This is a genomic window from Paraburkholderia phymatum (genome assembly GCF_038900715.1).
Lineage (GTDB): Bacteria > Pseudomonadota > Gammaproteobacteria > Burkholderiales > Burkholderiaceae > Paraburkholderia > Paraburkholderia phymatum_A.
In genome coordinates, this window is sequence record NZ_JAYMRZ010000032.1 from 38,465 (window position 1) to 64,387 (window position 25,923).

Sequence of the window (25,923 nt, forward strand, 5' to 3'; positions counted from 1 at the left end):
TGTTACGGGAACGCGCAAGCGCCAGCGACGCTACACTGTCGATGACGGGATCTCATGGAGACGGCGGTGTCGGGCGTAGCCGAAGCGGGACTCACGACAAGGCTGACGGACTGGATGCGCACGCGCAGCTGGGCCATCGCGATGACGGTCGCGATCGTCATCACGTGCGGCGGCCTCGTCATTCTGGAAACCGCGCGGCAACGCATCGCATCGGAATACGAAGCGGCCCTCGAAGCACGCAGCGCGTCCGTGCAGCTAAGCGATCTCGACCGCCATCTCGCGCAGATGAGCGCGCACGAGAGCCGCTTTCTTCTGACCAGCAGCGATAGCGACGCGCGCAGCTACTGCGCGAGCGCGATCGACATCCGCCGCGCCATCGGCTCGCTCGACAGCTATTTCAAACGCGCTGCGGACGGCGCCGAACTCGCCGCGTTCACGCAGATCGCCGCGCTGATCGACGAACGCATCGGCGGCGGCGCGCGCGCGATGCAGCGCGCTGCGTCCCGTCCGCTCGATCTCTCTGCATGCGGCAGTGTGAAGGCCGAAGGCGCCGTCGATGCGTCGCTCGTGACGAGCACGCTCGCCTTGCTGCGCGACAACGAAGAACGCCGCGCGCAGCGCGCGCTCGATGCGAGCCGCGCCGATCAGCGCGTGTCGACCTTCGTCGCGGCCGGGCTGTCGGCGCTCAACATCGTGTTGTTCATTCTGCTGTTCCGCAATCTCGGCATCCAGATCGACAGTCAGGCGCGCGCGCAAAAGCAGTTGATCACGCAGCAGGAAGAACTCGATCAGCTCGTCAACGAACGCACACGGCAACTCGAAGCACTCGGCTGGCACCTGCAGGCCGTCAGCGAAAACGAAAAGACGCAGCTCGCGCGCGAACTGCACGACGAGCTCGGCGCGATCCTCACGGCGAGCAAGATGGACGTCGCGTGGGCAAGGCGCAAGCTGCTGGACACCGATCCCGTCCTCGCGGAGAAGCTGGCGCGCGCGCTTGCGACGCTCGATCAGGGCATCGCGTTGAAGCGCCGCATCATCGAGGACATGCGGCCGACCGTGCTCGCGAACTTCGGGCTCGTCACCGCGTTGCGCACGCTCGGCGACGAAGCCGCGCAGCGCAACGGCTGGCTGCTCGACCTGCAACTGCCCGCCGACGAGATCCAGCTCGACGAGCAGACCGAGATCGCGCTCTTTCGCGTCGCGCAGGAGTCGCTGACCAACGCGGCCAAATACGCGCGCGCGACGCAGGTGACGATCGGCCTGACGGCGGGCAACGGCGAAGTGTCGCTGCATATCGCGGACAACGGCATCGGCATCCTGCCCGCGGACCTGACGCGGACGCATACGCATGGACTGATGGGCATGCGTCAGCGCGTGGCCGCGCGCGGCGGGCGCTTCGATATCCGGCGCGGCGATCCGCGCGGCACCGATATCCGCGTCGTGCTGCCCGTCGCGAATGTAAGTGCGGTCAGCGCGGTCAGCGCGGTCAGCGCGGCGCAGGAAGCCGCTCGCACGGATACCCCAGCGGGACAGGCCAGCATGGAAGACCACTGATGCGCTGCGCTGCTAATGCATCGCGTCATCGCGTGATCAGCGCTTCGCTGCGTAGGATTGCGCCGACACGAAATTCGTGGCGAGACTGACAGCAGCACGGGCATGCGTCTCTTACCATGGAATCAGACCGGATCGGCTGGTGTGATGCCCCGGTCGACAACAACGCGCGCACGCCGGACACGGCCGGATGTCGCATCGGCGCAGTCCGGCAAGCGCGAATCGACCGACGCGTTCCTGCGTGCACCTCGACGCGTTCGTGCGCGTACCTGATAGGGAGAGAGAACCCATGACTCGACGACTCATCGCACTCTTGTTGCTCGCCGGCACGGCGACGCTCGCGGCCTGCAATACCGTCGCCGGCGCAGGCCAGGATATCTCAAAGGGTGGCCACGCGATCACGAACTCGGCGGAGAAGCATTCGGATTAAGCGCGCTGCCCTACGCTGCGGGCGCCGCAACGGCACGACAGCACAACAAACGGAACGGCGGCTCATTTGCATGAGCCGCCGTGTTTTTTTCGGCTTCTATCGTTTCGTTAAAGGCTTGTCCGTTGCTCTACTGGCCGTTCAACGTGTTCGTCAGCTCGAGCGCGGGTTGCGACGTGTTCCCGCCTTGCGCCACCAGCAGGTGAATCTGATTCGGCAGCAACTGGGTTACGGCACCGCCGACGGGCACGGACGTCACCAGCCAGTCCGCGTTGTTCGCGAGATCGAACGCGCTCGACTGGAAGATCGCGGTTTTGGTGCCCGCCGGCGCCGCGATCAGCACGTATGAGCCGCCCGATACGTAGATCGAGTCCTGCCCGCTTGCCGGCACCGCGTTCTTGAACGACACGCCTGCCATCGACGGGCTAACGTTCGTGATGCCGGTGTTGTTCGACGGCACCAGATACAGGTCGAGATTGCTCGCATTCACCGATGCGTTGAACGCCCGCACGCGCGCGCTGTTCGACAGCAGCCCCTTGTCGAACGGATCGTCGATCAGGCCCATGTCCGGCCCCGTCGAGCCGGGCACTGCAATCACCGTGTATTCGTGGCCTTTCGCGACATCGGGAAACGAGCCGCTCGCGAGCGGCGTCGTCGTGCCCGTCAGCGCATAGGCAACCGACGTCTGCCCCGTATTGATGTTCGCGAAGTTCGTCACGTTCTTGTACGAGATGCTCTTCTGCAACGCACCGCCGTTCACGAGAAAGTCGACGGTCGGCCCGCTCGGAATCGCGTGCACGAAATGGATCAACGGGTTCTGCAAGCCGACTTCCTTGCCGACGTCGTTTGAACTGCCTCCGCACGCCGTCATCAGCGCAGCCGCGCCCGCCAGCGCGGCCATGGTCCGGATAACCTTCATTTGCCACCTCTCCCTGATTGGGCCTGAACCCGTTGATCCGTGGCTTGCCGCCTGCGCCGATGCGGCCATTCGTTGTCGACGCTGCCGTGTCGCTTCTGGAATCGCTGCAGTGCCGTTGTTTGCCGATGCCGCGCGCCGACGCGTTCGCCTTCGCGGCGCGCCCGCTTGTCCCGGAGGCCGGACAGCGCGCTTCGGCTCGCTTGCCGACATCGATTGGACGAATATCGACAGCAATCGCCGTGCCGCATCGCCTATTACTTAGCGCGGGCGAATAAAGGATCTGGCGCTTTGTGGGTGTGAGGTGACTGGAATTTTTGCGGGAGGCGTGGCGCGCTCCGGCGTGTGCGGTTCATGCGCGACGCAACTTTACATGGTGCGTTGCACGTCTTACCCGAGGCGCTTGTCCGCAGCACGATGCGTTTGCGGCGGGCGCTTGCCTTCTGCGCGAGCAACGGTTTGCAGGCGCTTCGACGGCAACGACTGCGTGGCGTCGAAGCGCGTCGGGTGACGTCGCGCGCCGCTTTACGACGCGCCGCTTCGCGCCGTCCCGCGCCGCCGGTAGTCGAACCAGAACGACAGGCCGACGCTCGCCAGAATCACGGCCGTCGCGATGACCGTCGAGCGCGTCACGGGCTCGCCGAGCAGCAGCGCGCCCAGCGCCACCGCGACGACGGGGTTCACGTACATGCAACTGCTCGCGATGATCGGACTCGTATGGCGGATCAGAAAGCCATACGCGACGTAGGCGGCCATCGTGCCGATCAGCATCAGATACACGAACGCAAGCATCGGCAGGAAGTGGATGTCCATCATCCGCTCGCCGGAGAGCCACGCGACCATCGTCGACATCGCGCCGCCAAGGCCGATCTGCAGCGAGGTCGACAGGAAGAGATCGGACGGCAGCTTCAGGCGCGACGCGAGATGCGCGCCGCCCGCCCAGAAAAGCGCGCCGCACAGGATCGCGAGACTGCCGCCCGCCGAGCCCGCCGTCTGGTCGCCGTGACTGAGGATCGCGATGCCGACCAGCCCCAGCCCGACGGCGAACCATTCGACCTTCGCGATCTTGCGTCCCGCGACCGCCGCGATGACGGTCGCGAAGAGCGGCACGGTCGCGACCATCACGGCCGCCGTGCCCGTGCCGACGGTGCGCATCCCGTACGCGAGCATGCCGCTCGACAGCCCGACGAGCATCGTGCCGACGAGGCCCGCATTGCGGATTTCCGCGAGCGGCGGCCAGACGGGCTTGCGCCGCATCGCGAAGATGAAGAGCCCGACGCCCGCGAAAAAGTTGCGCAGCCCCGACATCAGCAGCGGCGGGAACGAGCCGAGCGCGACGTGCACGGCCAGATAGGTCGAGCCCCAGACGATATAGACGACGCCGAGCGCGAGCGCGATCTGCCCACCGTGGGACTGAGGCAGGCGAAACGGGAAACGGCCGGGGAGATTCAGCGCCACGTTCAGTCCGCCCATGCCGGTGATGGCGCCACAGCCCCGATGAACAGCCACGAACAGGACGGCAGACGCCGCGTCAGCGACACGGCATGAGGGGCAAAGCGGGCGGGCATGGCAGTAGAACGGTAAGCGGCAGTCGAAAGCCGTCGATCGGCAACGGAAGCACCATGTTAATGGCGCGAATTGATGGCCTTCGTGATGCAGAACGCATCTACAGCGGCCAACGGGCGCGAGCTGACGCGCCGCCGTGCATTATGCAGTATCCGGACGACGCTTCGGCAAGAGAATCGTAACTTTCGTTGCAAGCGGGACGAAACCGGTCATCGAAAAAACGCGAGCGCCTTGCGCGACGGTTTTTCCGCTTTGTCCACGTGCCAAAAGGCCGATATGGAAACGACACGGGCGGCATCCGTCGCCGCCCGTGCGTTTGTCGAGCACGCTGCGCTGCGCGCTCAGTCGTAGCTCACCACCACCGTCACTGCGCTTTCGCCCGCTGCACCGCTCGCGATCGACAGCGTGCCGCCCGCCCGGCCCATGTCGAACTGGGTGCCTGTCTGCGGCGCGGCGCGCTTCGCGTTATCGATGAAACGCGTGGTCAGCGTGCGCGGAGCCGTGACACCCGACGCCGTGTTGACCAGCACGTAGACATGCGCAGCCGTCGACGTATGAGGCGCCGGTGTGAACTTCACATCGACCGTCGACGCATTCCTATTCGACGGCACATCCGTACGGAATCCTTGAGAATTTTCCGATATAGAAGTCGCGATACCGTACGACGGCGCAACGATCACGCCTGTGAACGTGATGGTCCCGCCCGTGGAAAACTGCGCCGCAGCGGCCGCCAGCGGCGCGGCCAGCCCTGCCGCGACGACGCATACGCCGAGCAGATCGACTGCCAGCTTCGATGTTTTCATTGCACTCTCCGTTTGAATTGATTTTTGTTAGGCAGACTGATCAATTGCCCGCCTCGAACCGGTCTAACGGCCCGCTTCGGGCAATCTTGAATATGAGCGATGGAAATTCGTCCGGGGATGAGGTCTTTCCCGCACTTATGAGATAACAGACTGACTCGATGCGCGATGCGCACAAGCGGCGCGAACACAGCGAAAGCCAGGCGCGGTGCGGTTTTCAGCTGATCGAAAGCCTTGCGCTTTTGCACGCGCCGTCAATTTTGAGATGTGTTGCCAAACCCCGCCCCGCCAGGTTATCGTGTGCGCTGCTAACGCGGGGGTCCTGCGTTGTGCGTCGCCGGGGAGCAAAACGGGGGGCGTACGGCGTGGGTGAGAAATACCCTTTGAACCTGATCTGGATAATGCCAGCGCAGGGAAGCGTTCGGGCTCGCCGCTTCACCTGACGTATCACCCTCCTCGCGCGAACCCGGCCAACTTCCCCTTCCGTCTCGTTCTCCTGCGTAGCTGTATCGCCCCACATTTGCATGGAGACACGCATGAACGCCAACCCGAAATTCATTTCCGCGAACGCACACGTCGACGAGGCCGCCGTTGCGCCGCTGCCGAACTCGCGCAAGGTCTACGTGACCGGCTCGCAACCCGATATCCGCGTGCCGATGCGTGAGATCACGCAATCGGACACGCCGACGGGCTTCGGCGGCGAAAAGAATCCGCCCATCTACGTGTACGACACGTCGGGCCCGTACACCGATCCGGACGCGAAGATCGACATCCGCGCGGGCCTGCCCGCGCTGCGCCAGCGCTGGATCGAGGCGCGCGGCGACACGGAATCGCTGAGCGGCCTGTCGAGCGAATACGGCCGCGAGCGCGCCGCCGATCCCGCCACGGCGCAACTGCGCTTTCCCGGCCTGCACCGCACGCCGCGCCGCGCGATGCCCGGCAAGAACGTGTCGCAGATGCACTACGCGAAGCAGGGCATCATCACGCCGGAAATGGAATACATCGCGATCCGCGAGAACCAGCGCCGCGCCGAGTATCTGGAGAGCCTGAAGGCGAGCGGCCCGAACGGCGAGAAGCTCGCGCAGATGATGGGCCGTCAGCATCCCGGACAGGCGTTCGGGGCCGCCGCATTCGGCGCGAACGCGCTGAAGGAGATCACGCCGGAATTCGTGCGCGACGAGATCGCACGCGGCCGCGCGATCATCCCCGCGAACATCAACCACCCGGAAAGCGAGCCGATGATCATCGGCCGCAACTTCCTCGTGAAGGTCAATGCGAATATCGGCAACTCGGCCGTGACGTCGTCGATCGGCGAGGAAGTCGACAAGATGACGTGGGCGATCCGCTGGGGCGGCGACACGGTGATGGATCTGTCGACGGGCAAGCACATCCACGAGACGCGCGAATGGATCATCCGCAATTCGCCCGTCCCGATCGGCACGGTGCCCATCTACCAGGCGCTCGAAAAGGTCAACGGCAAGGCCGAAGATCTCACGTGGGAAATCTTCCGCGATACGCTGATCGAGCAGGCCGAACAGGGCGTCGACTACTTCACGATCCATGCGGGCGTGCGTCTGCAATACGTGCCGCTCACCGCCAACCGGATGACGGGCATCGTGTCGCGCGGCGGCTCGATCATGGCGAAGTGGTGTCTCGCGCATCACAAGGAGAGCTTCCTGTACGAGCACTTCGAAGACATCTGCGAAATCATGAAGGCCTACGACGTGAGCTTCTCGCTCGGCGACGGCCTGCGCCCCGGCTCGATCTACGATGCGAACGACGAAGCGCAGCTCGGCGAGCTGAAGACGCTCGGCGAGCTGACGCAGATCGCGTGGAAGCACGACGTGCAGACGATGATCGAAGGCCCGGGCCATGTGCCGATGCAGCTCATCAAGGAGAACATGGACCTGCAGCTGGACTGGTGCGACGAAGCGCCGTTCTACACGCTCGGACCGCTGACGACGGACATCGCGCCGGGCTACGACCACATCACGTCGGGCATCGGCGCGGCGATGATCGGCTGGTTCGGCACGGCGATGCTCTGCTACGTGACGCCGAAGGAGCACCTCGGCCTGCCGAACAAGGACGACGTGAAGACGGGCATCATCACGTACAAGCTCGCCGCGCACGCCGCCGATCTGGCGAAGGGCCATCCGGGCGCGCAGGTGCGCGACAACGCGCTGTCGAAGGCGCGCTTCGAGTTCCGCTGGGAAGACCAGTTCAACCTCGGCCTCGATCCCGACAAGGCACGCGAATTCCACGACGAGACGTTGCCGAAGGACTCGGCGAAGGTCGCTCACTTCTGCTCGATGTGCGGCCCGCACTTCTGCTCGATGAAGATCACGCAGGACGTGCGCGACTACGCCGCGAAGGAAGGCATGAGCGACAGCGACGCGCTGAAGAAAGGCATGGAAGTGAAGGCCGTCGAGTTCATGAAGAGCGGCGCGGAAATCTATCAGCGTCAGTAGTCAAGCAGCGCTGCCCGTCGGCGCAGCATCTGTCGGGCACCGCGTCGCGGCGTTCGTGGAGCGCAGAGCCCGCCTCATCGACGGCGGGCTTTTTTTCGTCCGCTTTGATCGCGTGCTGCGTGTTTTTTGCGAGCGCGGCAGGGGGAAATTCCATACGGCAAAGCGCCACCGGCGAGCGAAAACGTTTGGAGAAACATTTGATTACGAAACGGACACTTTGCTGACAAGCCCATACAAACAGAAACGGCACGCGGCGATACCATCGAATCCAACGAATCAACGGAGCGGGAGCGCAGCTTGCGCGTCCCGTCGAGAGAAGAGAGAAGGGAGTCGCGATCATGAGAACGTTCCATCGAATCGGTGCGCTGGCCACGCTGGTAGCCGTGGTGGCGAGTCTTTCGGCATGCGACGGCATGACCCGGCGGCAACGCGATACCGCGATCGGCGCGGGCGTGGGCGGCGCAGCGGGCGCGGTGATCGGCGGCAACGCGCTGTCGACGCTGGGTGGCGCGGCCGTCGGCGGCGTGATCGGCAACCAGGTCGGCAAGTGAGGCGCGCTCTCTCGGCAACAGGATTGAATCGAATTCGAGCGTTTAGCTGACGCGCCATCGCGATCGCTGCCGCGATCCAGATGGCCCCGGCGAACGCAATCCGGAATACGACAAATCGCCATCGAAGGCGATGCGGGCAAACGGCCTCGAACCCACGCATCCGCTGTACGCGTGACGCTCGAACGCCGAAGGGAGATGGACAGAGTCCGGCGCGCACGTACGCGCCGGACATGTCCTGCAACACGCTTGCGGTGAAATACGCCGTTACCACTTTGTGACGTGCAGCACGTAGCCCTGACGTAATCTCAATAGATAAAGCGCGCGCCGCCTGTGATGCCGCGCGATAACGAGGAGCACGTCATGAAACCGCTCGATGCAGCGTTGCGCGTAGGCAGCGCCGTTGCAGTGCTGGTGTCGTCCGGGGCGCTGTCCGGTTGCTACTACTACGCGCCGTATGGCTACTACCCGGGCTACGGGTATTACCCTGCGTATCCGCCCTATTCCGCTGTTCCGACGGCGGCTACGATGTCCGACATCCCCGTTTCCCCTAGCGACGCATCGCAGCCTCCGGCACAGGCGCAGTTCGCGATGCCCGACGGCTCGTTGCCCGAGGCGCCGCCCGCCTACGACGTCGCGCCCGCTCCCGCCTATGGCGCGCCTGCGTACTATCCGGTCGCGTATCCCTATGCCTATCCGTATCCCTATCCGTACTACGGTTATGGCTGGCCGGGCTACTGGTGGCCGTCGGTCTCGTTCAGCTTTGCGTACTGGGGAGGATGTTGCGGCGGCCACGGTCATTACGGCTACTGGGGGCATCACGGCTATTGGGGCGGTCATGGATACTGGGGTGGCAGTCACGGCACCTGGGGCGGCAGCCACGGCACCTGGAACGGAAGTCACGGCACCTGGGGCGGCATGCACGCTGGCTGGGGCGGCGGCGGCGGTGGCGGCGGCCACTACTGGGGAGGCGGCGGCGGACACGGCCATTCGCACTGAGCGGCGCGCGCGGTCCGCGCGCCGATGGCAGACTGCGCGCCGCCGACGGCACAGCCGACCGCGCCGCAGCCACTGCGCGGGCCCGCTACGAAGCAGCGCCCCCATCTATTCCCGCAATGCGTTCCTTCGTTTTCCCTGCTTGACTGGATTCGCCAGCGCTATCTATGCTGGCGGGTGCCAGTGCAACGCCTGTTTAATTGCGTGATCCGGCGCCCCGCGCGTTTTTTCGTCGACACCCAGCGCCCGTCGCCGTCTTCATCCGTCCAGCCCTGCCGCTTCGCCGCGTAGGCGCAGTCTTCGCGTCGAATCGAACAACAACGAAGGAGACGTGATGTTCCATCAGCTATTGACCCCCATCGGCAACTCGCTGCTGCCGTCGTTTCTCGTCGCGGTGCTACCCATCGTCGTCGTGCTTGCGCTGCTCGGCTGGGCGCGGCGGCCGGCGTGGCAGGCGTCGCTGGCCGGCCTGATCGTCGGTATCGTGATCGCGATCTTCGGCTGGCAGTTCCCCGCGGGGCTCGCGTTCAACTCAGTCGCGGCGGGCGCCGTGTTCGCCTGCTGGCCCGTGATGTGGATCGTCTTCACGGCGATCCTGCTCTACAACATCGCGCAGTACTCGGGACGCTTCGCCGCCTTCCGCATGTGGATGATCGACAACCTGCCGAACGACCGACGCATCGTGCTCGTCGTGATCGGCTTTTCGTTCGGCGCGCTGTTCGAAGGCATCTCCGGCTTCGGCACGCCGATCGCGATCACGAGTTCGCTCCTGATCCTGCTCGGCTTCCCGACGCTCGAAGCGCTGACCTTCACGCTGATCTTCAACACCGCGCCCGTCGCATTCGGCGCGCTCGGCGTGCCGATCACCGTGCTCGGCGCCGTCACGCACCTGCCCACCGATGCGCTCGCCAAGATGGTCGGCCGCCAGTTGCCGTTCTTCGCGCTGCTGCTGCCGTTCTACGTGATCGGCGTCTATGCGGGCTTTCGCAACATGCTGCGCGTGTGGCCGGTGCTGCTGGTATCGGGCGGCAGCTTCGCGCTGACGCAGTTCGTCACGTCCAACTACATCAACTACAGCCTGACGGACGTGCTGTCGTCGCTCGTTTCGCTGATCCTGACGATCGCGTTCCTGCGTGTCTGGCGTCCCGCCGCGGACCCGGCCTTCGCGATCAACGTCGATCGCGTGAACGAAACGCGCGGGAAGGTCTCGGGCGCGGAAGGCTGGTATCCGTGGCTGATCGTGTCGGCTGTCGTGATCATCTGGACGATCGCGAAAATCTTCATGATCGGCGACGTGAAGGTGCCGTGGCCGGGCCTCGACAAGGCCGTCTATATCACGCTGTACAACACGCCCTATGGTGCGATCTGGGACTTCCAGCCGCTCGCGACAGGCACCGCGATTCTCGTCGCCGCGATCATCACGGCCCTGGTCGTGCGGCTGTCGGTGGCGGACTTCGGACGCGCGATCGTCGATACGTGGGTGCAGACGCGCATCGCCATTTTGACGGTTGCGACAATCGTCGGCCTCGCGTACCTGATGAACTACTCGGGGATGAACTACACGCTGGGTCTGGGCGTCGCGTCGGTGGGGCCGTTCTTTCCGCTGGTGTCGGCGTTCCTCGGCTGGGTGGCCGTGTTCCTGTCGGGCAGCGATACGTCGGGTAACGCGCTGTTCGGCAACCTGCAGGTCGTGGCCGCGCATCAGCTGAATCTGAACCCGGTGTTGATGGCCGCGACCAACTCGTCGGGCGGCGTAATGGGCAAGATGATCTCGCCGCAGAACATCTCGACGGGCGTCGCGACGACCGATCTCAAAGGCAAGGAGGGCTACGTGTTTGCGAAGACCTTCAAGCACTCGATCCTGCTCACGATCGTGCTCGGCATTCTGGTGTGGCTGCAGCAGAACGTGCTGCAAGGGATGATTCCGCATTGAGCGAGCTTGAGGCTTCGGCCACTAGAAACGGGAGCGGGCGCTGGGTATGAGGCGCCCGTTTTTTTCTTGCTGCTTTTCCTTTGCTGCTTTTTTCTTGCCACTTTTCGTTCGCCTCATAGTCCCCTTCCCGCCCCCCCGGTTGCCGATTCTTGCTATTTCATTCCATCGTGAAACGACAGGCGCTTGCCCGGTGTTAGCATGCGTACGCATCGCGACTCAACTGCGCGCGACACTCTCACGATGAAGCCAGTCAACGTCTTCCAGCTTTTGATTCTCGCCGCGCTATGGGGCGCGTCGTTTCTGTTCATCCGCGTCGGCGTGACCGACTTCGGCGTTGCGCCGCTGATGGCGCTGCGTGTCGGCATCGGCGCGCTGTTCCTGCTGATCGTGCTGGCCGCGCGGCGTCCGCTGCGAGAATCCGCCATGACGATGCGCACGCGCGCGCTGCCGCTGCTGGTCGTCGGCATTCTGAATTCGGCTGCGCCGTTCTGCCTGTTCGCCTTTGCGGAAATCACGCTGTCGGCGGGCGTCACTTCCGTGATCAACGCGACGACGCCGCTGTGGGGCGCGCTCGTCGCCTTCGTGTGGCTCAAGGACCGGCTGAGCGCGCTGCGCAGCGTCGGCCTTGTGATCGGCTTCGCGGGCGTGCTGACGCTCGTGTGGGATCAGATCGCCGCGCCAAGCGGCTCGAACGCATCGCCAACGACGACGGCACTCGCCGCCGCTGCCGCGCTCGGCGCGACGCTGCTCTATGGCATCGCGGCCAGCTACACGAAAAAGCACCTGACAGGCGTCGATGCGCTCACCGTCGCGACGGGCACGATGATCGGCGCGACTATCGTGCTGCTGCCGCTCGCCCTCGCCTCGTGGCCAGCGGCAACGCCGTCGCTCAAGGCGTGGGGCTCGGTGATCGCGCTGGGCGTCGCGTGCACGGGCATCGCGTACATGCTGTTCTTCCATTTGATCGCCGTCGCCGGCCCCGCCCGCGCGATCACCGTCACGTTCGTCATCCCGATCTTCGGCATTCTGTGGGGTGCGCTGTTCCTCGGCGAACGCGTCTCCGTCGGCATGCTCGAAGGCTGCGCGGTGATCCTTGTCGGCACCGCGCTCGCTACGGGCGTAGTCAAACGCATTCCCGGCTTTGGCGGACGCAGCGTCAGCGAACGCTGCTGATCTCTTCGTCGCGACTTGACGCGACAGCAGGAAAAATAGCCCGCGCTCCGACCGTGGAGCGCGGGCGAAACCGTCGCCCTACGAGGATAGGCGACGGGGCCACCGGGACGGGCGCTTTCTCGCGCCCGTCGTTATCCAGCGAAACCACTCATCAAGCGTTTGCGCGAGCGTTGCTTCTGCGGCTCGCGCATGCGCATCCCGCGAACGCAGAGAGCACGAGGCTTCGCGCCGCGGTTTCATGCGGACGCGGCTGTTAAAAGCAGCTAGTGTGCCAAGCGCTTACATGGCGTCTTGCGCCGCGCAAGCCGTTGATCTGGCGACGGGAACGATGAAAGACAACGTATCGCGCGTGCGCAGATGCGAGACGTTACGGGGTAACGTCACGTTACGTCAGGGCTTGCGGGTACTCACGCGGCATGAGGTTGCTGCCTGGCTGCCTTGCTGCTTCCGCCAGAGGCAGTCGCCCGGATACGAACCCGAGATAACAAAAAAGCCCGCATGACGGCGAGCGTCATGCGGGCTTGATGCGAGGCCGCGCGAAGAGCGCGACCGTGTTTCGTGCTCAGTGCAACTGATCGACCATCAGCGACATGATCTGCTTCGCTTGCGACGACGCGTCGATGTTGCCCTTGTCGTCGACGACTGCGATGCGCGTCTGATTCGGCGTCACCTCGCGCACGTTCACGCGGTATTGCTTGGCGACCTTCTCCTTGCGGCCGTGGAACACCTGGCTCCAGAAGCCCTGTTCCTCCGACGACAAATCCTTCGGATCGACGTAGCGGACAAAGTACAGGCCACGCGTGCGGTCGCGGTCGTCGACGGTGAAGTTGCTGCGATCGAGCGCCAGGCCGACGCGCAGCCATGCGCGGTCGTACGGCTCGCCGAGCGTCAGTTCCGTCGACGAAGCCTGCGCCGACGTATCGCCCGACGACGCATCCCGCACCGGCGTCTGCGCGGACAGCGAGACGTTTTGCGCAGCCGTCGCGGCAGCCGCCGACTTCGCGCCGTTCGTCGCGGCGTTCGGCGCCAGTTGCGTGCCAGCCGGCGGCGTAGCCGGCGCAGCCGAAGAACCGGCCACGCGCGCGCCCGAATCGGTCTGGGCGAGCGACGCCATCAGACGTTTCAGGTATTCGGTTTCGAGCGCCGGATCGTTCGGCTTCGGCTCCCACTTGCTCGTATCGTTGTTCGCGCCGCTCAGCGCCTCACGCAGGCCCTTCTGGCTGACGAACACGTACGTGCCGCCGTTCGGCGCCGCTTCGAGACGCGTGCGGTACTTGTTGCGCTCGGCCGTGACGTACGAATTGCCCATCGCCTTCGACAGCGTGCTGCGGATGAGACCATCGTTGATGGACGGATGTGTCTCGTTCCAGTCCGTTTCCATCACGCCCTTGTCGCGCTGATCGACGACGAGCAGGAAGCCCTGCTCCTGCCAGAAGCGGCGGATTTGCGGCCACGCCTGATCCGGCGTCTTGTTGTCGAGCACGAGCCAGCTTTCGGTGCCGTCGCGCTGGATATGCATGCCACTGACGACAGGCGCGACAGCCGTCGTCGACGGCGCTTCGGTTTGCACCTGCTGCAACGTGGACAGCGACGTCTGACCGCTTTGCGGCGGCAGCGAACGCTGGTCTGCCGTTTCTTCCATCATGTTCGGCGGAACAGCGAGTGACACTTCCTTCGACTTCGAGTCGCTCTTGTAGTCGATTTTGGTTGGCGACGACGTGCCGCAGCCGGCGACCAGACCGCCTGCCATCAGCAATGCTGCGAACCGCTTGGTGAGACGAAGATCTGTCATGTTCTGAAAATCCTTCCGCTACGCCACGGCAAGTCCGTGGACTAACCCATCATTTTACCGGTCCGGCGTCGCGAAGTGCAAAAAGCGGGGTTTGCCTCGCGTGGATGCGCTTTCGACGACGTTTCCGCGGGGCCCCGCCGGCATGCCGCCGAAGTCCCAAACGCGCGGAGCCTGGACACTGCGGCCCGCGACGCAAAAGCCGCCCGCATCATCTCATAATCACCTGGAAACCCGGCGCATCAGAGCCCATTTCACGCCGAAATTTAACATTCCGCCACAATTTTCCGCGCAATCGGGACGGCCTAAGACGGCGCGCTATGCCTTTGATTTCCTTGGGCTAAACGTGTATCGATCGTGTCCTTCCGGACGAAATGCGCATGCGACCCTTTTGTGCGCGTGAATCGCGTCTCAAAAACCCGGTGATATCTTGAAATAACGATCTCAATAAAGGGCGCGGGCCTTCGGGGAGCACAACCATGACGCGTATCGACAACCATCGGGCAACGATCTTCGCCGCATTCGCCGTTCTGGCGGCAGGCGTTACCGCATTGCTCGCCGACCCCGCCCATGCGGAACTCGGCGGCACGATGTCCGCACCTCGAGCCGACGACGGCTCGACGCAACGCGTATTGCCAGGCAGTGCGGTCCAGATACGTTCGAGCGTCGATGCCGGCGGCACGACCATCAACGAATATGCGACCAACGACGGCTATGTGTTCGCCTACACATGGCAAGGCCCGACGATGCCCGATCTCACGCGGATGCTCGGTCGGTACGCGGACCCCTACCGCACGAAAGCGGCCGCGCAACTCGGCGAGATGAGTCACCTTCACGCTTCGCGCGTCGAGCAACCGGCAGTCATCGTCGAGTCGGGTGGTCAGATGCGCAGCTACGTCGGTCGCGCCTGGCTGCCGGCTGCTGTTCCATCTGGCATTTCGCTCGCCGATCTGCACTGAAGGCATGCGCGATGACGAATAACCGGTTTCTCGCGCTTGGTCTTCTCGTGGGAGTACTCATCGCATTGCCCGGTTGCGGCGGCGGTGGCGGGGACTCTGGCAGTTCGGACACGGCTGGCAACTCGTCGCCGACGACGCCCGCTTCGCCGGGCAGCGCCGCCAGCGGCACGCCGACGGCGAGTGCCCCTGTCCCGGCCAGCGCGCCCATCGCAACCGTTCCTCAATCGACGATACCCAATGTCCAGCCGATCGTCGTCACGTCGACATCCACGCAGACCCGCAACATGCTCACGACGAGCGTGACGATATGCGCACCGGGCACGTCGAACTGCGTGACGATCGACAACGTGCAGGTCGATACGGGTTCGCAAGGGCTGCGCGTACTCGCTTCGAAATTGCCCGCGAGTCTCGCATTGCCCGCCGTACCGGCCGCCACACCTTCCGGTACGGTGAATGGCGTCAGTGGAGAATGCGGCGTGTTCGGCACCGGCTACACATGGGGCGCCATACGAACGGCCGATGTCCGGATGGCAGGCCAGCTCGCGCCGAGCCTGTCGATCCAGGTGATCGCCGATCCGTCCGTGCCGACCGTCCCGTCCGACTGCGCAGCCTCCGGCCTGCCAATGATGACGCCCACGGCGCTGCGCGTGAACGGCATCCTCGGCATCGGCCTGTTCTCCGCCGATTGCGGCGGCGGCTGCATCGCGTCGGCTCTGCCGCGCTGGTACTACGCATGCGATACGACCGGCGCGTGCGCGTCGAGCACACAGCCGCTTGACGAGCAAGTAACCAACCCGATCAGCCGGTTCGCGCTCGACAATAACGGCGTCGTGATCGACCTGCCGACGGTCGGTCCGGGCGGCGCGGCGACTATCTACGGATCGATGATCTTTGGCATCGGCACACAGGCCAACAACACGCTCGGCGGCGCAACCGTGTTGAGGGCCAATACAACGACGGGCTATGTGACCACCTCTCTGAACGGACAACCGTACTCGCAAAGCTTTATCGATAGCGGTTCGAACGGCCTGTTTTTCCCCAGCACGACGCTTACGCGCTGCGGCGTCTGGTGGTGCCCCGCGTCGACGCAATCGCTGTCGGCGACACTGACGGGCGTCAATGGCGCAACGGCGTCGCCGGATTTTTCCATCGCCAACGCGCAAACGCTGTTTGCCACCAACAACTACGCGTTCAACAACCTGGGCGGCCCATCGAACGCATTCGATTGGGGACTACCATTCTTCTTCGGACGACGCATCTACACCGCGATCGAGTCGAGGCTGACGTCGGCGGGCAACGGACCGTACTACGCGTTTTGAGCCGGCGACATGTCGTGGGCACGACTTCGGGCCGCTCGCCTCTATGGGCCGACGCAAGCGCTGCCGGAATGCGACCACCGCGGGAGTACAGCGGAACTACAGCGGAACCGCGACGGTGCCACAGCGCCTGCGCCCGCCGTACAAGTCGGATCAGTTACCGAGCACGATGCCAATGCCGGCACGCACAATCGTGCTGTTGCTGCCCGACGACGCGACGCCCGCGTTGAAGTTGATCGTCCCCTTCTCATTCCAGCGCGATACGCCAAAACCGAGTGCCGCCTGCCCCCGATAGCCCGCGATGCCGGCATTGAGCGTCGTACGCCCCGGCAGGTACGGCGTGACGATCTGCAACGCCGACGCGGCGGCGATCCCCTTTCGGGTGCTCGTATCGAGGTCGTGAAGCGACTGGTGGGTCTGATCGATCGCCGCGTTCAACTGGTTCAGGTTGACCGCGTCAGTGCCGTGCGTGCCCGGCGCGACATTGACGATCTGCCGTTCGCCGCCTGCCTGGCCCACGGACACGGCGTTCGCGCGATCCGCGATGGAACCGGCGCCCAAGGCAACCGCCCCATTCGCGACGGCCTGGCTGCCTGCGCCGAATGCCGAAGCATTCGCGCCGTTCGCGACAGCTTGCGCGCCGACAGCAGTCGCCGTCGTGCCGCTCGCCTGTGCGTTGGCGCCGAGCGCGGTGGCCTGATCGCCGTTTGCGACAGCGCTCGCTCCCACGGCCGTCGCATGCGTGCCCGTCGCAGCCGCTGCTTCCGTCTTGGTGTCGCCGTTCACGCTCACGAAGGGATTCGTTGCGCCTTGCGTTTGCTCGTTGACGATCTGATTCACCACATCGTTCAACTGACCGAGATTGACCGCGTCGCTGGCCAGAACGCCGTTGGCCAGATTGTGAAGGACCGTGCCGCCAGCCACGCCTTGGCCCAGGGTCACGCTCGCATAGTCCACCTGGTCGCCCGCATGGTCGTACACGACGGCGCTCGTTGCGCGGCCGTTTGCGTCGACGAGCCCTGCTTGCTTCAACTGCGCGACGTTGACCGCATCCGTGTCGGCCGTGCCCGCCGCAACATGCGTGATCTGCCGTTCGCCGCCCGTCATGCCGACCGATACCGAATTGGCCCGATCCGCGACCGCATTTGCGCCGAGCGCCACCGAGTTCTCGAACGCGGCCTGCGCGCCACCGCCGATCGCAATCGAATTGACGCCCGTCGCCAGTGAATCCGCAAGCGTCGAATTCGCATGGAAATAGCGCGGCTCGACACCGTTGTTCATCACGTTGCCGAGCGCGACGTTGAGATCGTTGATTGCACTCGTATTGCTGGCAACGCGGCCATCGAGATTGCCGAGCGCATCGCCGACATTGCGAAACACGCTGCTACCGACGCGATACGACGCCGCGACGATCGTTCCGTCCGTTGCGACCGCGGCATCGCCGCCCAACGCCGACGCCACGCTCGCGCTCAAGCCATGCAACTGGCTGCCGTTGATCGCGTCGTGGCTGCTTGCATCGACGATACCGTTCGCCACGTTGCCGAGCCGGACGGGCGCGCTCGCTGCTGCGCCGCCCAACGTGACGGCGTCATGGGCCGCCGAGTCATACGTGACCGCGTCCGGCACGCCTGCCGATACAGCAGCCCGCAGTTGGCTGACGTTGACGGCGTCGGTATCGGCCGTGCCCGCCGCGACGTTGACGATCTGCCGCTGGAGCGTCGCGTTGCCGACGGAGACGACATTCGCGCGATCGGCTTTCGAATTCGCGCCTAACGCCACGGCACCGCTTGCGACGACCGAACTGTTCGAGCCGAGGGCCATCCCATCGGCGGCTGTGTCACCCACCTGCGCGTTAACGCCGATCGCCGTCGAACGCTGACCAAGCGCCATTGACATCGAACCCAACGCGAGTGAATCCGCGCCATCCGCCGCCGACATGTAGCCGATCGAAACGGCCCGGTCAGCGTCGAAACCCGTCGACGCGCTATAGCCGATCACCGTCGTATCCACACCCAACGCCGCTACGCGCGCACCGATGGCCGTAGACCCGGCGCGCGCCGCGCCTGCGCCAGCCCCCACGGCAAGCGCATAGTCTCCCGACGCGCTCGCCGACGGGCCGATCGCCATTGCATTCAGGTCGTTCGATACAGTGGTCGGCGCGCCCGTCATCACGTTGCCGCTGACGGCGATGTAATCGGTGACGGGCGCCGCGCGCGCCGCCGGCGACCATGCGATCGCCCCCAACACCGCGACGACCATGCCAGCGCGCCCGCAGCGATCGAAGCAGCCCAGGCGCGCAATTGCATCATAAAGAGCGATATGGCGGCTAATCGTGCCAATGCCGCCTCGCGCACCAATCGACAAAGAAGAAACCGGCACGCGGTGATCGCGCACTACGCTTTGTACATTGCTCATCTAGAACCTTGATACGGATAATCCACCTCTCCCCAAAATGCAGCATCAAACGATTTGCTCATGCCTTCATTACTTCGGATACCGAATCAATATGGACAAGGTATTCGACGAACGACGGAACCGACATTCCGCAAGATGCCTCCTACGTACCGCCACTTCTTCGATGTCGGTTACGACGGGTAAATCCTACGGAGACGGAGAATTCCTCAATACAAGAAAACTCCCAAAGTCGGATTTCTTCGATCTTCGCGGACGACGTTGTTCAAATGCTCGCCATGAACATGCACGACGCATCGCACCCGTCGAAGGCGAGCAAAGGGAACGCGTGCCGCTAGCGCGCCACGCAAGTGAACTGAACGGAGAGAAGAAAGTGCGGGCAATACGCCCGCAAGCGCAAGTCTAGGAGCCGCCGCCCGCGAGCACCTGTTCAAGCGCCATCGAGCGCGCCGCCTCCTCGGCCTCTTCAGCGGTGTCGAACACGCTGCCCGACACGTGAACCTGATGCCATTCGGGTTTGTCGGCGGCGTCGCGGAAGATGCGGAAGCGCGCGCAGTAGCCGCGCGGCGTGACGGGCACCACGTCGATATCGACGGATGCGCCCTCTATGTGATGTCTGACGAAGCCGTCCATGCTGCCCTCCTGAACCCCTGCATAACGTGCCCGTATTACGCAGAAATCCTAGCATGTCGGCCTGGATGTGACAGGTGCGTCGCAGCATGCCGCCCCGCTCGCGTCATTCGCCGGTTTGCTCTCCGGCTTCGGCGGGCGCGCCCGTCTTCGCGAGCCGCGCGGGTGCGAGCCAGCGGAACGCGCTCAAGCCGTTGGCGTCGTATGTGCATTCGACGGCCGCGGGTACCACGGTCTTGCTCGGCTTGGTCTTTTCGATCGCGGCCGCGACGGGCGCGAGCAACCCCGCTTCGTTGATGTTCGTATTCCGGGGCTTGGCGGCAGCCGCTTCCGACGCCGTCTGCGGATGCTCGAGTGTGCCTTCCACGACGACGCGGCTGCCATGGATGCCTGTCCCCGCGTGCACGATCTTCAGCGTATCGTCGGCGGAAAGCTCGCTCGCCGATTGCCGCATCATCTGCTCGCATGCGCTCGTGTTTTTGTACACGGACGCGCATCCCGCGGACAAAGCGGCGGCCGCCGTGCAGCATGCGATCAACAGAGTGCGTGTCTTCATCGATGTTCCGTGGCTAAAGGCGACGGCCATTGTAGCGTAGCTGCCGGATGCCGGCGTGAAGCCCGCTCGAAGCGCGGGCCTCGCGCGAACACGGGCGAAACGACAAGGGCGCCCGCAGGCGCCCTTGCTGTCATTCGTGAATGAGTGATTCCGCGTGTATCGGCTGAAAGCGATCAGTCTTCCCAGCCGTCCGGCAGCGTCTGCGTGAGCGTCGACACGAAGCTCGCGGTTTCCGCCTGCTTCGGCCGCGTGAAGATGTCGCGCGAATGGCCCTGCTCGACGATCGACCCGTTGCTCAGGAACACGACATTGCGCGCGATCGATGCGGCGAGCCGCAGATCGTGCGTGGCCATCAGCATCGTCATGCCTTCTTTCGCGAGCTGGCGCAGCACTTCGACCACTTCGGCGGCGAGGCCCGGATCGAGCGCGGAAGTCGGCTCGTCGCACAGCAGCACTTCCGGCGACGGCGCGAGCGCCCGCGCAATCGCCACGCGCTGCTGCTGTCCGCCCGACAGCGTGACGGGCCACGCATCGGCCTTGTGCGCGATGCCGACCTTTTCCAGCAGTTCGAGCGCCCGCGCGCGCGCCCTTTCACGGTCCCACTTCTGCACCGTGATGAGCCCTTCCATCACGTTCTCGATCACCGTTCGATGCGGGAACAGCTGGAAGTTCTGGAACACCATCCCCGTGCGGCGCCGGATCGCGAGCACCGCTTCCTTCGACGGCTTTTCCGTGCGGCTGAACGGGATGCGCTGATCGCCGAGTTCGAGCGAACCGGCTTCGGGAATTTCCAGCAGGTTCACGCAGCGCAACAGCGTGCTCTTGCCGCTGCCCGACGGGCCGATCAGCGCCGTCACGTTGCCCTGATCGAGCGCGAGATCGACGCTGTTCAGCACGCGATGATCGCCGAAATACTTTTCGATTTTTTCGAGGCGAATCATCGTTCAGCTACCCGACGTGAAAAGCGCGTGGCGGCCGAAGCGGCGTTCGAGGCGCACCTGCGCGGACGACAACACCGAGCTGAACACGAGGTAGATCAGCGCGGCTTCCGTATAGAGAATCAGCGGCTCGTATGTCACCGATGCGATGCGCTGCGCGGCCTGGAAAATCTCCGGCACGGTCAGCACGGCGGCAAGCGACGTGTCCTTCACGAGCGCGATGAACGAGTTCGACAGCGGCGGCAACGCGACGCGCGCCGCCTGAGGCAGGATCGCGCGGCGCAGCGCCTGCGCGCGCGTCATGCCCATCGAGTACGCAGCTTCCCACTGCCCTTTCGGAATCGACTCGATCACGCCGCGAATCACTTCCGAGTTATACGCGCCGACGTTCAACGAGAAACCGATGATCGCGGCCGTCAACGGATCGAGCACGATGCCGACGTTCGGCAGGCCATAGAAGATCACGAACAGCTGAACGAGCAGCGGCGAGCCGCGAAACAGCCACACGTAGAAGCGCACGACGGCCACCGACCATGCCGGCCCGAACAGCCGCAGCAGCGCCACGATGAACGCCAGCGCGAGTCCGATCGCAAACGACACGAGCGTCAACGGCACGGTGAACACGAGGCCCGCGTACAGCAGCGGCCACAGCGATTCCCCCATCAGGTGCAACCATGCTGGCATGATTCAGGCTCGCCCTTCTTGCTTATTGCGAAACGTCTTTGCCGAAGTACTTGTTCGAGATCTTCTCGTACGTACCGTCGGCCTTGATATCGGCGAGCGCCTTGTTGATCGCGGCCTGCAGTTCCGGATTGCCCTTGCGGATCAGCACCGCCGACTTGTCCGAGCTATCCGACGACGTGTCGATCGCGGCGATCTTCACCTTCGCGTCCGGCTTGTGCTTCTTGAAGTCGAGGAACGACAGCGAGTCGTTGACAGTCGCATCGACGCGGCCCGACGTCAGCAGGTCGATCGATTCGTTGAAGCCTTGCACCGGGACCACTTCGGCGCCGTGCGCGGCGGCGATCTTGCCGAAGTTGCTGGTCAGCGTGTTGGCCGACTTCTTGCCCTTCAGGTCGTCGAAAGTCTTGATCGCGCTGTTGTCCGCGCGCACGATCAGCGCCGCGTGCGACGTGATGTACGGCGTGGAGAAGTCGTACTTCTGCTTGCGCGCATCGGTGACGGCCACTTCGTTGATCACGGCGTCATAGCGGTTCGCGTCGAGACCGGCGATCAGGCCGTCCCACTTGCCTTCGACGAACACCGGCTTCACGCCCAGCTTCTGCGCGATCGCGCGGCCGATTTCGACGTCGAAGCCCGTCAGCTGGTTCGACGCGTCGTGGAACGTGAACGGCGCGTAGGTGCCTTCCGTGCCGAACTTGATCTCGCCGGCGGACTTGATCTTCGAGAGGTCGTCGGCGGCGAACGCGGCCGTGGCCGTCGCGACTTGCAGCAGGCCGATCAGCAGAAGGGATCGAATCGACTTCATGATGTGTGCTCCGAGGTTCGTTTTATCCGGTTGTGCGTGCGTCTGCCGGAACACCCGTCCGGCAGCGTGGGCGGACTGTAGCAAACGGTCCTTATTTCCACAACGCATTTGAACGCTTATATATATGCCGCGGCGGAATAAACTAGACCGAAACAGAGGGGTTGGCAATGCGCAAGTATACGGACGCACGCGAATCCTTGCGCCGCATGGGGCGATGGCGTGCAGTTCGTCGTGTCGCATCGTCGTTGCGTTGCGTTTGCGTTGTGATCGCTCCGCAATGGCTTCGGCGTCGATTTGCCGCTCCGTTCTTGCCGTCCTTACTCGTTCCTTGCACGCGCCGTGGTGCGTCGGAAGCCGCTCTCGCAGCGCGGCCGGAAGCATACCCGAAAATAGCAACGGCCGCTCCTGCCCTGCGAGGCGAAGCGGCCGTTCGTGTCGTGCAGCCGGGTCGAGCCTGAGTGCCCAGGCGCGGTTCAGCGTTCGACGGGATGCGGCTCCTTCAGCTTGTTGGCGACCCGCACCGCATCGTAGTACGCGGCATTGGGCGGGCGCTTCAGATACTGGCCCGCGCCGCGCTGCGCGCGCAGATCGCCGTCGGCCCATGCATGCGCGCCGCGCGTGAACGTGTGCATCGCGACGCCCTGCACCGTCATCCCTTCGAACACGTTGAAGTCGACCTTCTGATGATGCGTCTTCACCGAGATCGTCTTCGTTGCGGCAGGGTCCCAGATGACGAGATCCGCGTCCGCGCCGACCTCCACCGCGCCTTTGCGCGGATACAGATTGAAGATCTGCGCGGCGTTCGTCGACGTGATGCGCACGAACTCGTTCGGCGTGATGCGTCCGTGGTTCACGCCCTCGTGCCACAGCACCGACATCCGGTCCTCGACGCCGCCGCAGCCGTTCGGAATCTTCGTGAAGTCCTCGCGGCCCATCGCCTTCTGCGACGCGCAGAACACGCAATGGTCGGTAGCCGTCGTGTGGAGCTGACCCGATTGCAGCCCGCGCCACAGCGCCTCGCGATGCTCGCTCGTGCGAAACGGCGGGCTCATCACATGCGCGGCGGCGCGCGTCCAGTCGCGGTCGCGATACACGGATTCGTCGATCACGAGATGCCCAGGCAACACTTCGCCGAACACGCGCTGCCCTTCGTTGCGCGCGCGCGAGATCGCTTCGACAGCCTCTTTCGCGGACACGTGCACGATGTACACGGGCACGCCCAGCACCTGCGCAATGCGGATCGCGCGATTCGCGGCCTCGCCCTCCACTTCGGGCGGACGCGACAGCGGATGCGCCTCCGGTCCCTTGAATCCCTTCGCTAGCAGTTGCTTCTGCAACTGGAACACGAGCTCGCCGTTCTCCGCATGTACCGTGGGCAGCGCGCCGAGTTCGAGCGAACGCGAGAAGCTGTTCACGAGCACTTCGTCATCGGCCATGATCGCGTTCTTATAGGCCATGAAGTGCTTGAAGCTCGACACGCCGTGCTCATGCACGAGCGTGCCCATGTCGCGATGCACCGACTCGTCCCACCACGTGACGGCCACGTGAAAGCCATAATCCGCCGATGCCTTTTCGGCCCACCCGCGCCATTCCTTGAACGCATCCATGAGCGGCTGCCTGGGACTCGGGATCACGAAGTCGATGATGCTCGTCGTGCCGCCCGACAGGCCCGCCGCCGTGCCTGAATAGAAATCGTCGCTCGCCGTCGTGCCCATGAACGGCAGCTCCATGTGCGTGTGCGGATCGATGCCGCCGGGCATCACGTACTGATCGTGTGCATCGACGATCTTCGCGCCGTCGGGCGGATCGATCGTGCGGTCGATCTGCAGGATCGTGCCGCCGTCCTGCGGGTCCGCGATCAACACGTCGGCTCTGTGCGTGCGGTCGGCGTCGATCACGGTGCCGCCGCGAATCAGGGTTGTCATCGGTTGCCTCCTCCATTAAGTGCCGTGTTCACGCATTCGCCATGCTCGCGCCAGGACTGCGGCGCAGCTTCATCCACGTGGCGTACACGATCGACGCGAGCGCGAGTCCGACGAACCATGCATACGTGTAGAGCGTATTGAGGAACCCGGGCACGTTGGGGAACGACGCGGGAAACGCCGTGTGCAGAAAGCCCGGCAAATTCGGCAGCACGCCGATCACGAGCGCCACGACAGCGGCCATGTTCCAGCCGCCCGTATAGCTGTATTCGCCGTTTTCGTCGAACAGTTCGCGCTGATCGAGCCGCGTGCCGCGGATCAGGAAGTAATCGACCATCAGGATGCCCGCGACGGGTCCGAGCAGCGCCGAGTAACCGACGAGCCACGTGAAGATATAGCCCTGCGTGGTCGCGAGAATCTTCCACGGCATCATCACGATAGCAATCGTCGCGGTGATCAGGCCGCCCGTGCGATACGAAATGCCCTTCGGCCACAGGCTCGAAAAGTCATACGCGGGTCCGACGAGATTCGCGGCGAGATTGCAGCACATCGTATCGAGCGTGAGGATGATGAGCGCGATGCCGACGCCGATGCCCGTCATGCGGCTCGTCAAGTCGATCGGGTCCCAGATCGCCTTGCCGTAGATCACGACCGTCGCCGACGTGACGACAACCGAGATCACCGACAGCAACGCCATCGGCACGGGCAAGCCGATCGACTGCCCGACGATCTGGTCGCGCTGCGTCTTCGCAAAGCGCGTGAAGTCCGGGATATTCAGCGCGAGCGTCGCCCAGAAGCCGACCATCGCGGTGAGGCCCGGCCAGAACGTGACCCAGAAGAGCCCTTCCTTCTTGCCGCCCGGCGCGAACTGCGAAGGCGCCGACAGCATCGAGCCGACGCCGCCCGCCTTCGACGTCGCCCACCAGACGAGCGCGATGCACATCACGACCTTGATCGGCGCGGACCAGCTTTCGAGCCAGCGGATCGAATCGGTGCCGTGCACGATGAAGTAGATCTGCAACGCCCAGAACGCGAGAAAGCACGCGAGCTGCGCGGCCGAGATGTCGAGAAACGGCAGCGCCGCGCCGTGCAGCGCGTTGCCCGTCAGGATATTGAGCAGCGTATAGATCGCGCTGCCGCCGAGCCACGTCTGGATGCCGTACCAGCCGCACGCGACGATCGCGCGCAGCATCGCCGGCAGCTTCGCGCCCTGCGTGCCGAACGACGAGCGCACCAGCACCGCATACGGTATGCCGTGCTTCGCGCCCGCATGTCCGATCAACAGCATCGGCACCAGCACGATCACGTTGCCGAGCAGGACCGTCAGCACCGCCTGCCACGGCGACATGCCCTCTTCCGTCAAGCCGGCCGCGAGCATGTACGACGCGATGTTCATCACCATGCCGACCCACAGCGCCGCGAAGTGATACCACTTCCACGTGCGCTGCGCGGGGCCTGTCGGTGCAAGGTCGTCGTTATAGAGACTGCTGCCGTGCGGCGCGTCGGCGGATTGCGCTGTCTGCTTCATCGATGG

Annotated in this window: 22 protein-coding genes; 10 read left to right on the plus strand and 12 right to left on the minus strand. The window is 64.3% G+C overall.

Features of this window, described 5'->3' with window-relative positions; all coding sequences use genetic code 11:
* Positions 1-54 precede the first annotated feature (54 nt).
* On the plus strand, positions 55-1,554 hold the full coding sequence (locus VSR68_RS37670) for a sensor histidine kinase (protein ID WP_342944612.1): 1,500 nt from the start codon (positions 55-57) through the stop codon (positions 1,552-1,554).
* A gap of 286 nt (positions 1,555-1,840) precedes the next feature.
* The gene (locus tag VSR68_RS37675; RefSeq protein WP_087735566.1) at positions 1,841-1,981 is read left to right on the plus strand and encodes an entericidin A/B family lipoprotein; all 141 of its coding nucleotides are present in this window, start codon (positions 1,841-1,843) and stop codon (positions 1,979-1,981) included.
* Between the two features lie 127 nt (positions 1,982-2,108).
* Here the strand turns inward: VSR68_RS37675 and VSR68_RS37680 are convergent, their stop codons facing one another.
* On the minus strand, positions 2,109-2,897 hold the full coding sequence (locus VSR68_RS37680) for a DUF4397 domain-containing protein (RefSeq protein WP_342944613.1): 789 nt from the start codon (positions 2,895-2,897) through the stop codon (positions 2,109-2,111).
* 522 nt (positions 2,898-3,419) lie between these two features.
* Complete coding sequence (locus tag VSR68_RS37685; RefSeq protein ID WP_342944614.1) at positions 3,420-4,367, minus strand: EamA family transporter; 948 nt, start codon at positions 4,365-4,367, stop codon at positions 3,420-3,422.
* 168 nt (positions 4,368-4,535) lie between these two features.
* On the opposite strand from VSR68_RS37685, the gene VSR68_RS37690 reads away from it, so the two are divergent.
* Positions 4,536-4,811 carry a hypothetical protein gene (locus tag VSR68_RS37690; protein WP_342944615.1) on the plus strand — a complete coding sequence of 92 codons (276 nt, stop codon included), beginning with the start codon at positions 4,536-4,538 and terminating at the stop codon, positions 4,809-4,811.
* Here the strand turns inward: VSR68_RS37690 and VSR68_RS37695 are convergent.
* Complete coding sequence (locus VSR68_RS37695) at positions 4,802-5,263, minus strand: hypothetical protein (RefSeq protein WP_342944616.1); 462 nt, start codon at positions 5,261-5,263, stop codon at positions 4,802-4,804. The two genes, VSR68_RS37690 and VSR68_RS37695, sit on opposite strands and share 10 nt — an antisense overlap.
* A gap of 533 nt (positions 5,264-5,796) precedes the next feature.
* On the opposite strand from VSR68_RS37695, the gene thiC reads away from it, so the two are divergent.
* From thiC to VSR68_RS37720, 5 genes are all read left to right on the plus strand, one after another.
* Complete coding sequence (thiC, locus tag VSR68_RS37700; RefSeq protein WP_342944617.1) at positions 5,797-7,728, plus strand: phosphomethylpyrimidine synthase ThiC; 1,932 nt, start codon at positions 5,797-5,799, stop codon at positions 7,726-7,728.
* Between the two features lie 338 nt (positions 7,729-8,066).
* Entirely contained in the window at positions 8,067-8,279 is a 213-nt protein-coding gene (locus tag VSR68_RS37705; protein ID WP_087735561.1) for a glycine zipper 2TM domain-containing protein, read from the plus strand.
* Between the two features lie 360 nt (positions 8,280-8,639).
* Entirely contained in the window at positions 8,640-9,275 is a 636-nt protein-coding gene (locus VSR68_RS37710) for a hypothetical protein (protein ID WP_342944618.1), read from the plus strand.
* Positions 9,276-9,606: 331 nt separating this feature from the next.
* A complete protein-coding gene (locus VSR68_RS37715) occupies positions 9,607-11,205 on the plus strand; it encodes an L-lactate permease (protein ID WP_342944619.1) in 1,599 nt (532 codons plus the stop codon).
* A 198-nt stretch (positions 11,206-11,403) separates the two neighbouring features.
* Positions 11,404-12,378 (plus strand): DMT family transporter, encoded by a 975-nt coding sequence (locus VSR68_RS37720; RefSeq protein ID WP_428983675.1) that lies wholly within the window; start codon positions 11,404-11,406, stop codon positions 12,376-12,378.
* Between the two features lie 562 nt (positions 12,379-12,940).
* Here VSR68_RS37720 and bamC read toward each other — a convergent pair.
* Positions 12,941-14,170: an outer membrane protein assembly factor BamC gene (gene bamC, locus VSR68_RS37725; RefSeq protein WP_342944621.1), complete on the minus strand. Its 1,230-nt coding sequence runs from the start codon at positions 14,168-14,170 to the stop codon at positions 12,941-12,943.
* A 476-nt stretch (positions 14,171-14,646) separates the two neighbouring features.
* On the opposite strand from bamC, the gene VSR68_RS37730 reads away from it, so the two are divergent.
* Both VSR68_RS37730 and VSR68_RS37735 read left to right on the plus strand, forming a co-directional pair.
* Positions 14,647-15,126: a DUF2844 domain-containing protein gene (locus tag VSR68_RS37730; RefSeq protein ID WP_342944622.1), complete on the plus strand. Its 480-nt coding sequence runs from the start codon at positions 14,647-14,649 to the stop codon at positions 15,124-15,126.
* An 11-nt stretch (positions 15,127-15,137) separates the two neighbouring features.
* The gene (locus VSR68_RS37735) at positions 15,138-16,445 is read left to right on the plus strand and encodes a DUF3443 domain-containing protein (protein ID WP_342944623.1); all 1,308 of its coding nucleotides are present in this window, start codon (positions 15,138-15,140) and stop codon (positions 16,443-16,445) included.
* A 150-nt stretch (positions 16,446-16,595) separates the two neighbouring features.
* Here the strand turns inward: VSR68_RS37735 and VSR68_RS37740 are convergent, their stop codons facing one another.
* The 8 genes from VSR68_RS37740 to VSR68_RS37775 all read right to left on the minus strand — a co-directional run bounded on the left by VSR68_RS37740 (position 16,596) and on the right by VSR68_RS37775 (position 25,917).
* Positions 16,596-18,857, minus strand: a complete 2,262-nt coding sequence (locus VSR68_RS37740) for a YadA family autotransporter adhesin (RefSeq protein WP_342944624.1) — start codon at positions 18,855-18,857, stop codon at positions 16,596-16,598.
* A gap of 399 nt (positions 18,858-19,256) precedes the next feature.
* Complete coding sequence (locus tag VSR68_RS37745) at positions 19,257-19,487, minus strand: hypothetical protein (RefSeq protein WP_090872071.1); 231 nt, start codon at positions 19,485-19,487, stop codon at positions 19,257-19,259.
* Between the two features lie 103 nt (positions 19,488-19,590).
* Positions 19,591-20,040, minus strand: coding sequence for a hypothetical protein (locus VSR68_RS37750; RefSeq protein WP_342944625.1), 450 nt, complete (start codon positions 20,038-20,040; stop codon positions 19,591-19,593).
* Positions 20,041-20,213: 173 nt separating this feature from the next.
* The gene (locus VSR68_RS37755) at positions 20,214-20,981 is read right to left on the minus strand and encodes an amino acid ABC transporter ATP-binding protein (protein WP_342944626.1); all 768 of its coding nucleotides are present in this window, start codon (positions 20,979-20,981) and stop codon (positions 20,214-20,216) included.
* Positions 20,982-20,984: 3 nt separating this feature from the next.
* Positions 20,985-21,662, minus strand: a complete 678-nt coding sequence (locus tag VSR68_RS37760) for an amino acid ABC transporter permease (protein ID WP_090872065.1) — start codon at positions 21,660-21,662, stop codon at positions 20,985-20,987.
* Between the two features lie 22 nt (positions 21,663-21,684).
* Entirely contained in the window at positions 21,685-22,467 is a 783-nt protein-coding gene (locus tag VSR68_RS37765; protein ID WP_162497881.1) for an amino acid ABC transporter substrate-binding protein, read from the minus strand.
* Positions 22,468-22,940: 473 nt separating this feature from the next.
* On the minus strand, positions 22,941-24,392 hold the full coding sequence (hydA, locus tag VSR68_RS37770) for a dihydropyrimidinase (RefSeq protein ID WP_342944627.1): 1,452 nt from the start codon (positions 24,390-24,392) through the stop codon (positions 22,941-22,943).
* Positions 24,393-24,420: 28 nt separating this feature from the next.
* Complete coding sequence (locus VSR68_RS37775) at positions 24,421-25,917, minus strand: NCS1 family nucleobase:cation symporter-1 (protein WP_342944628.1); 1,497 nt, start codon at positions 25,915-25,917, stop codon at positions 24,421-24,423.
* Positions 25,918-25,923 lie beyond the last annotated feature (6 nt).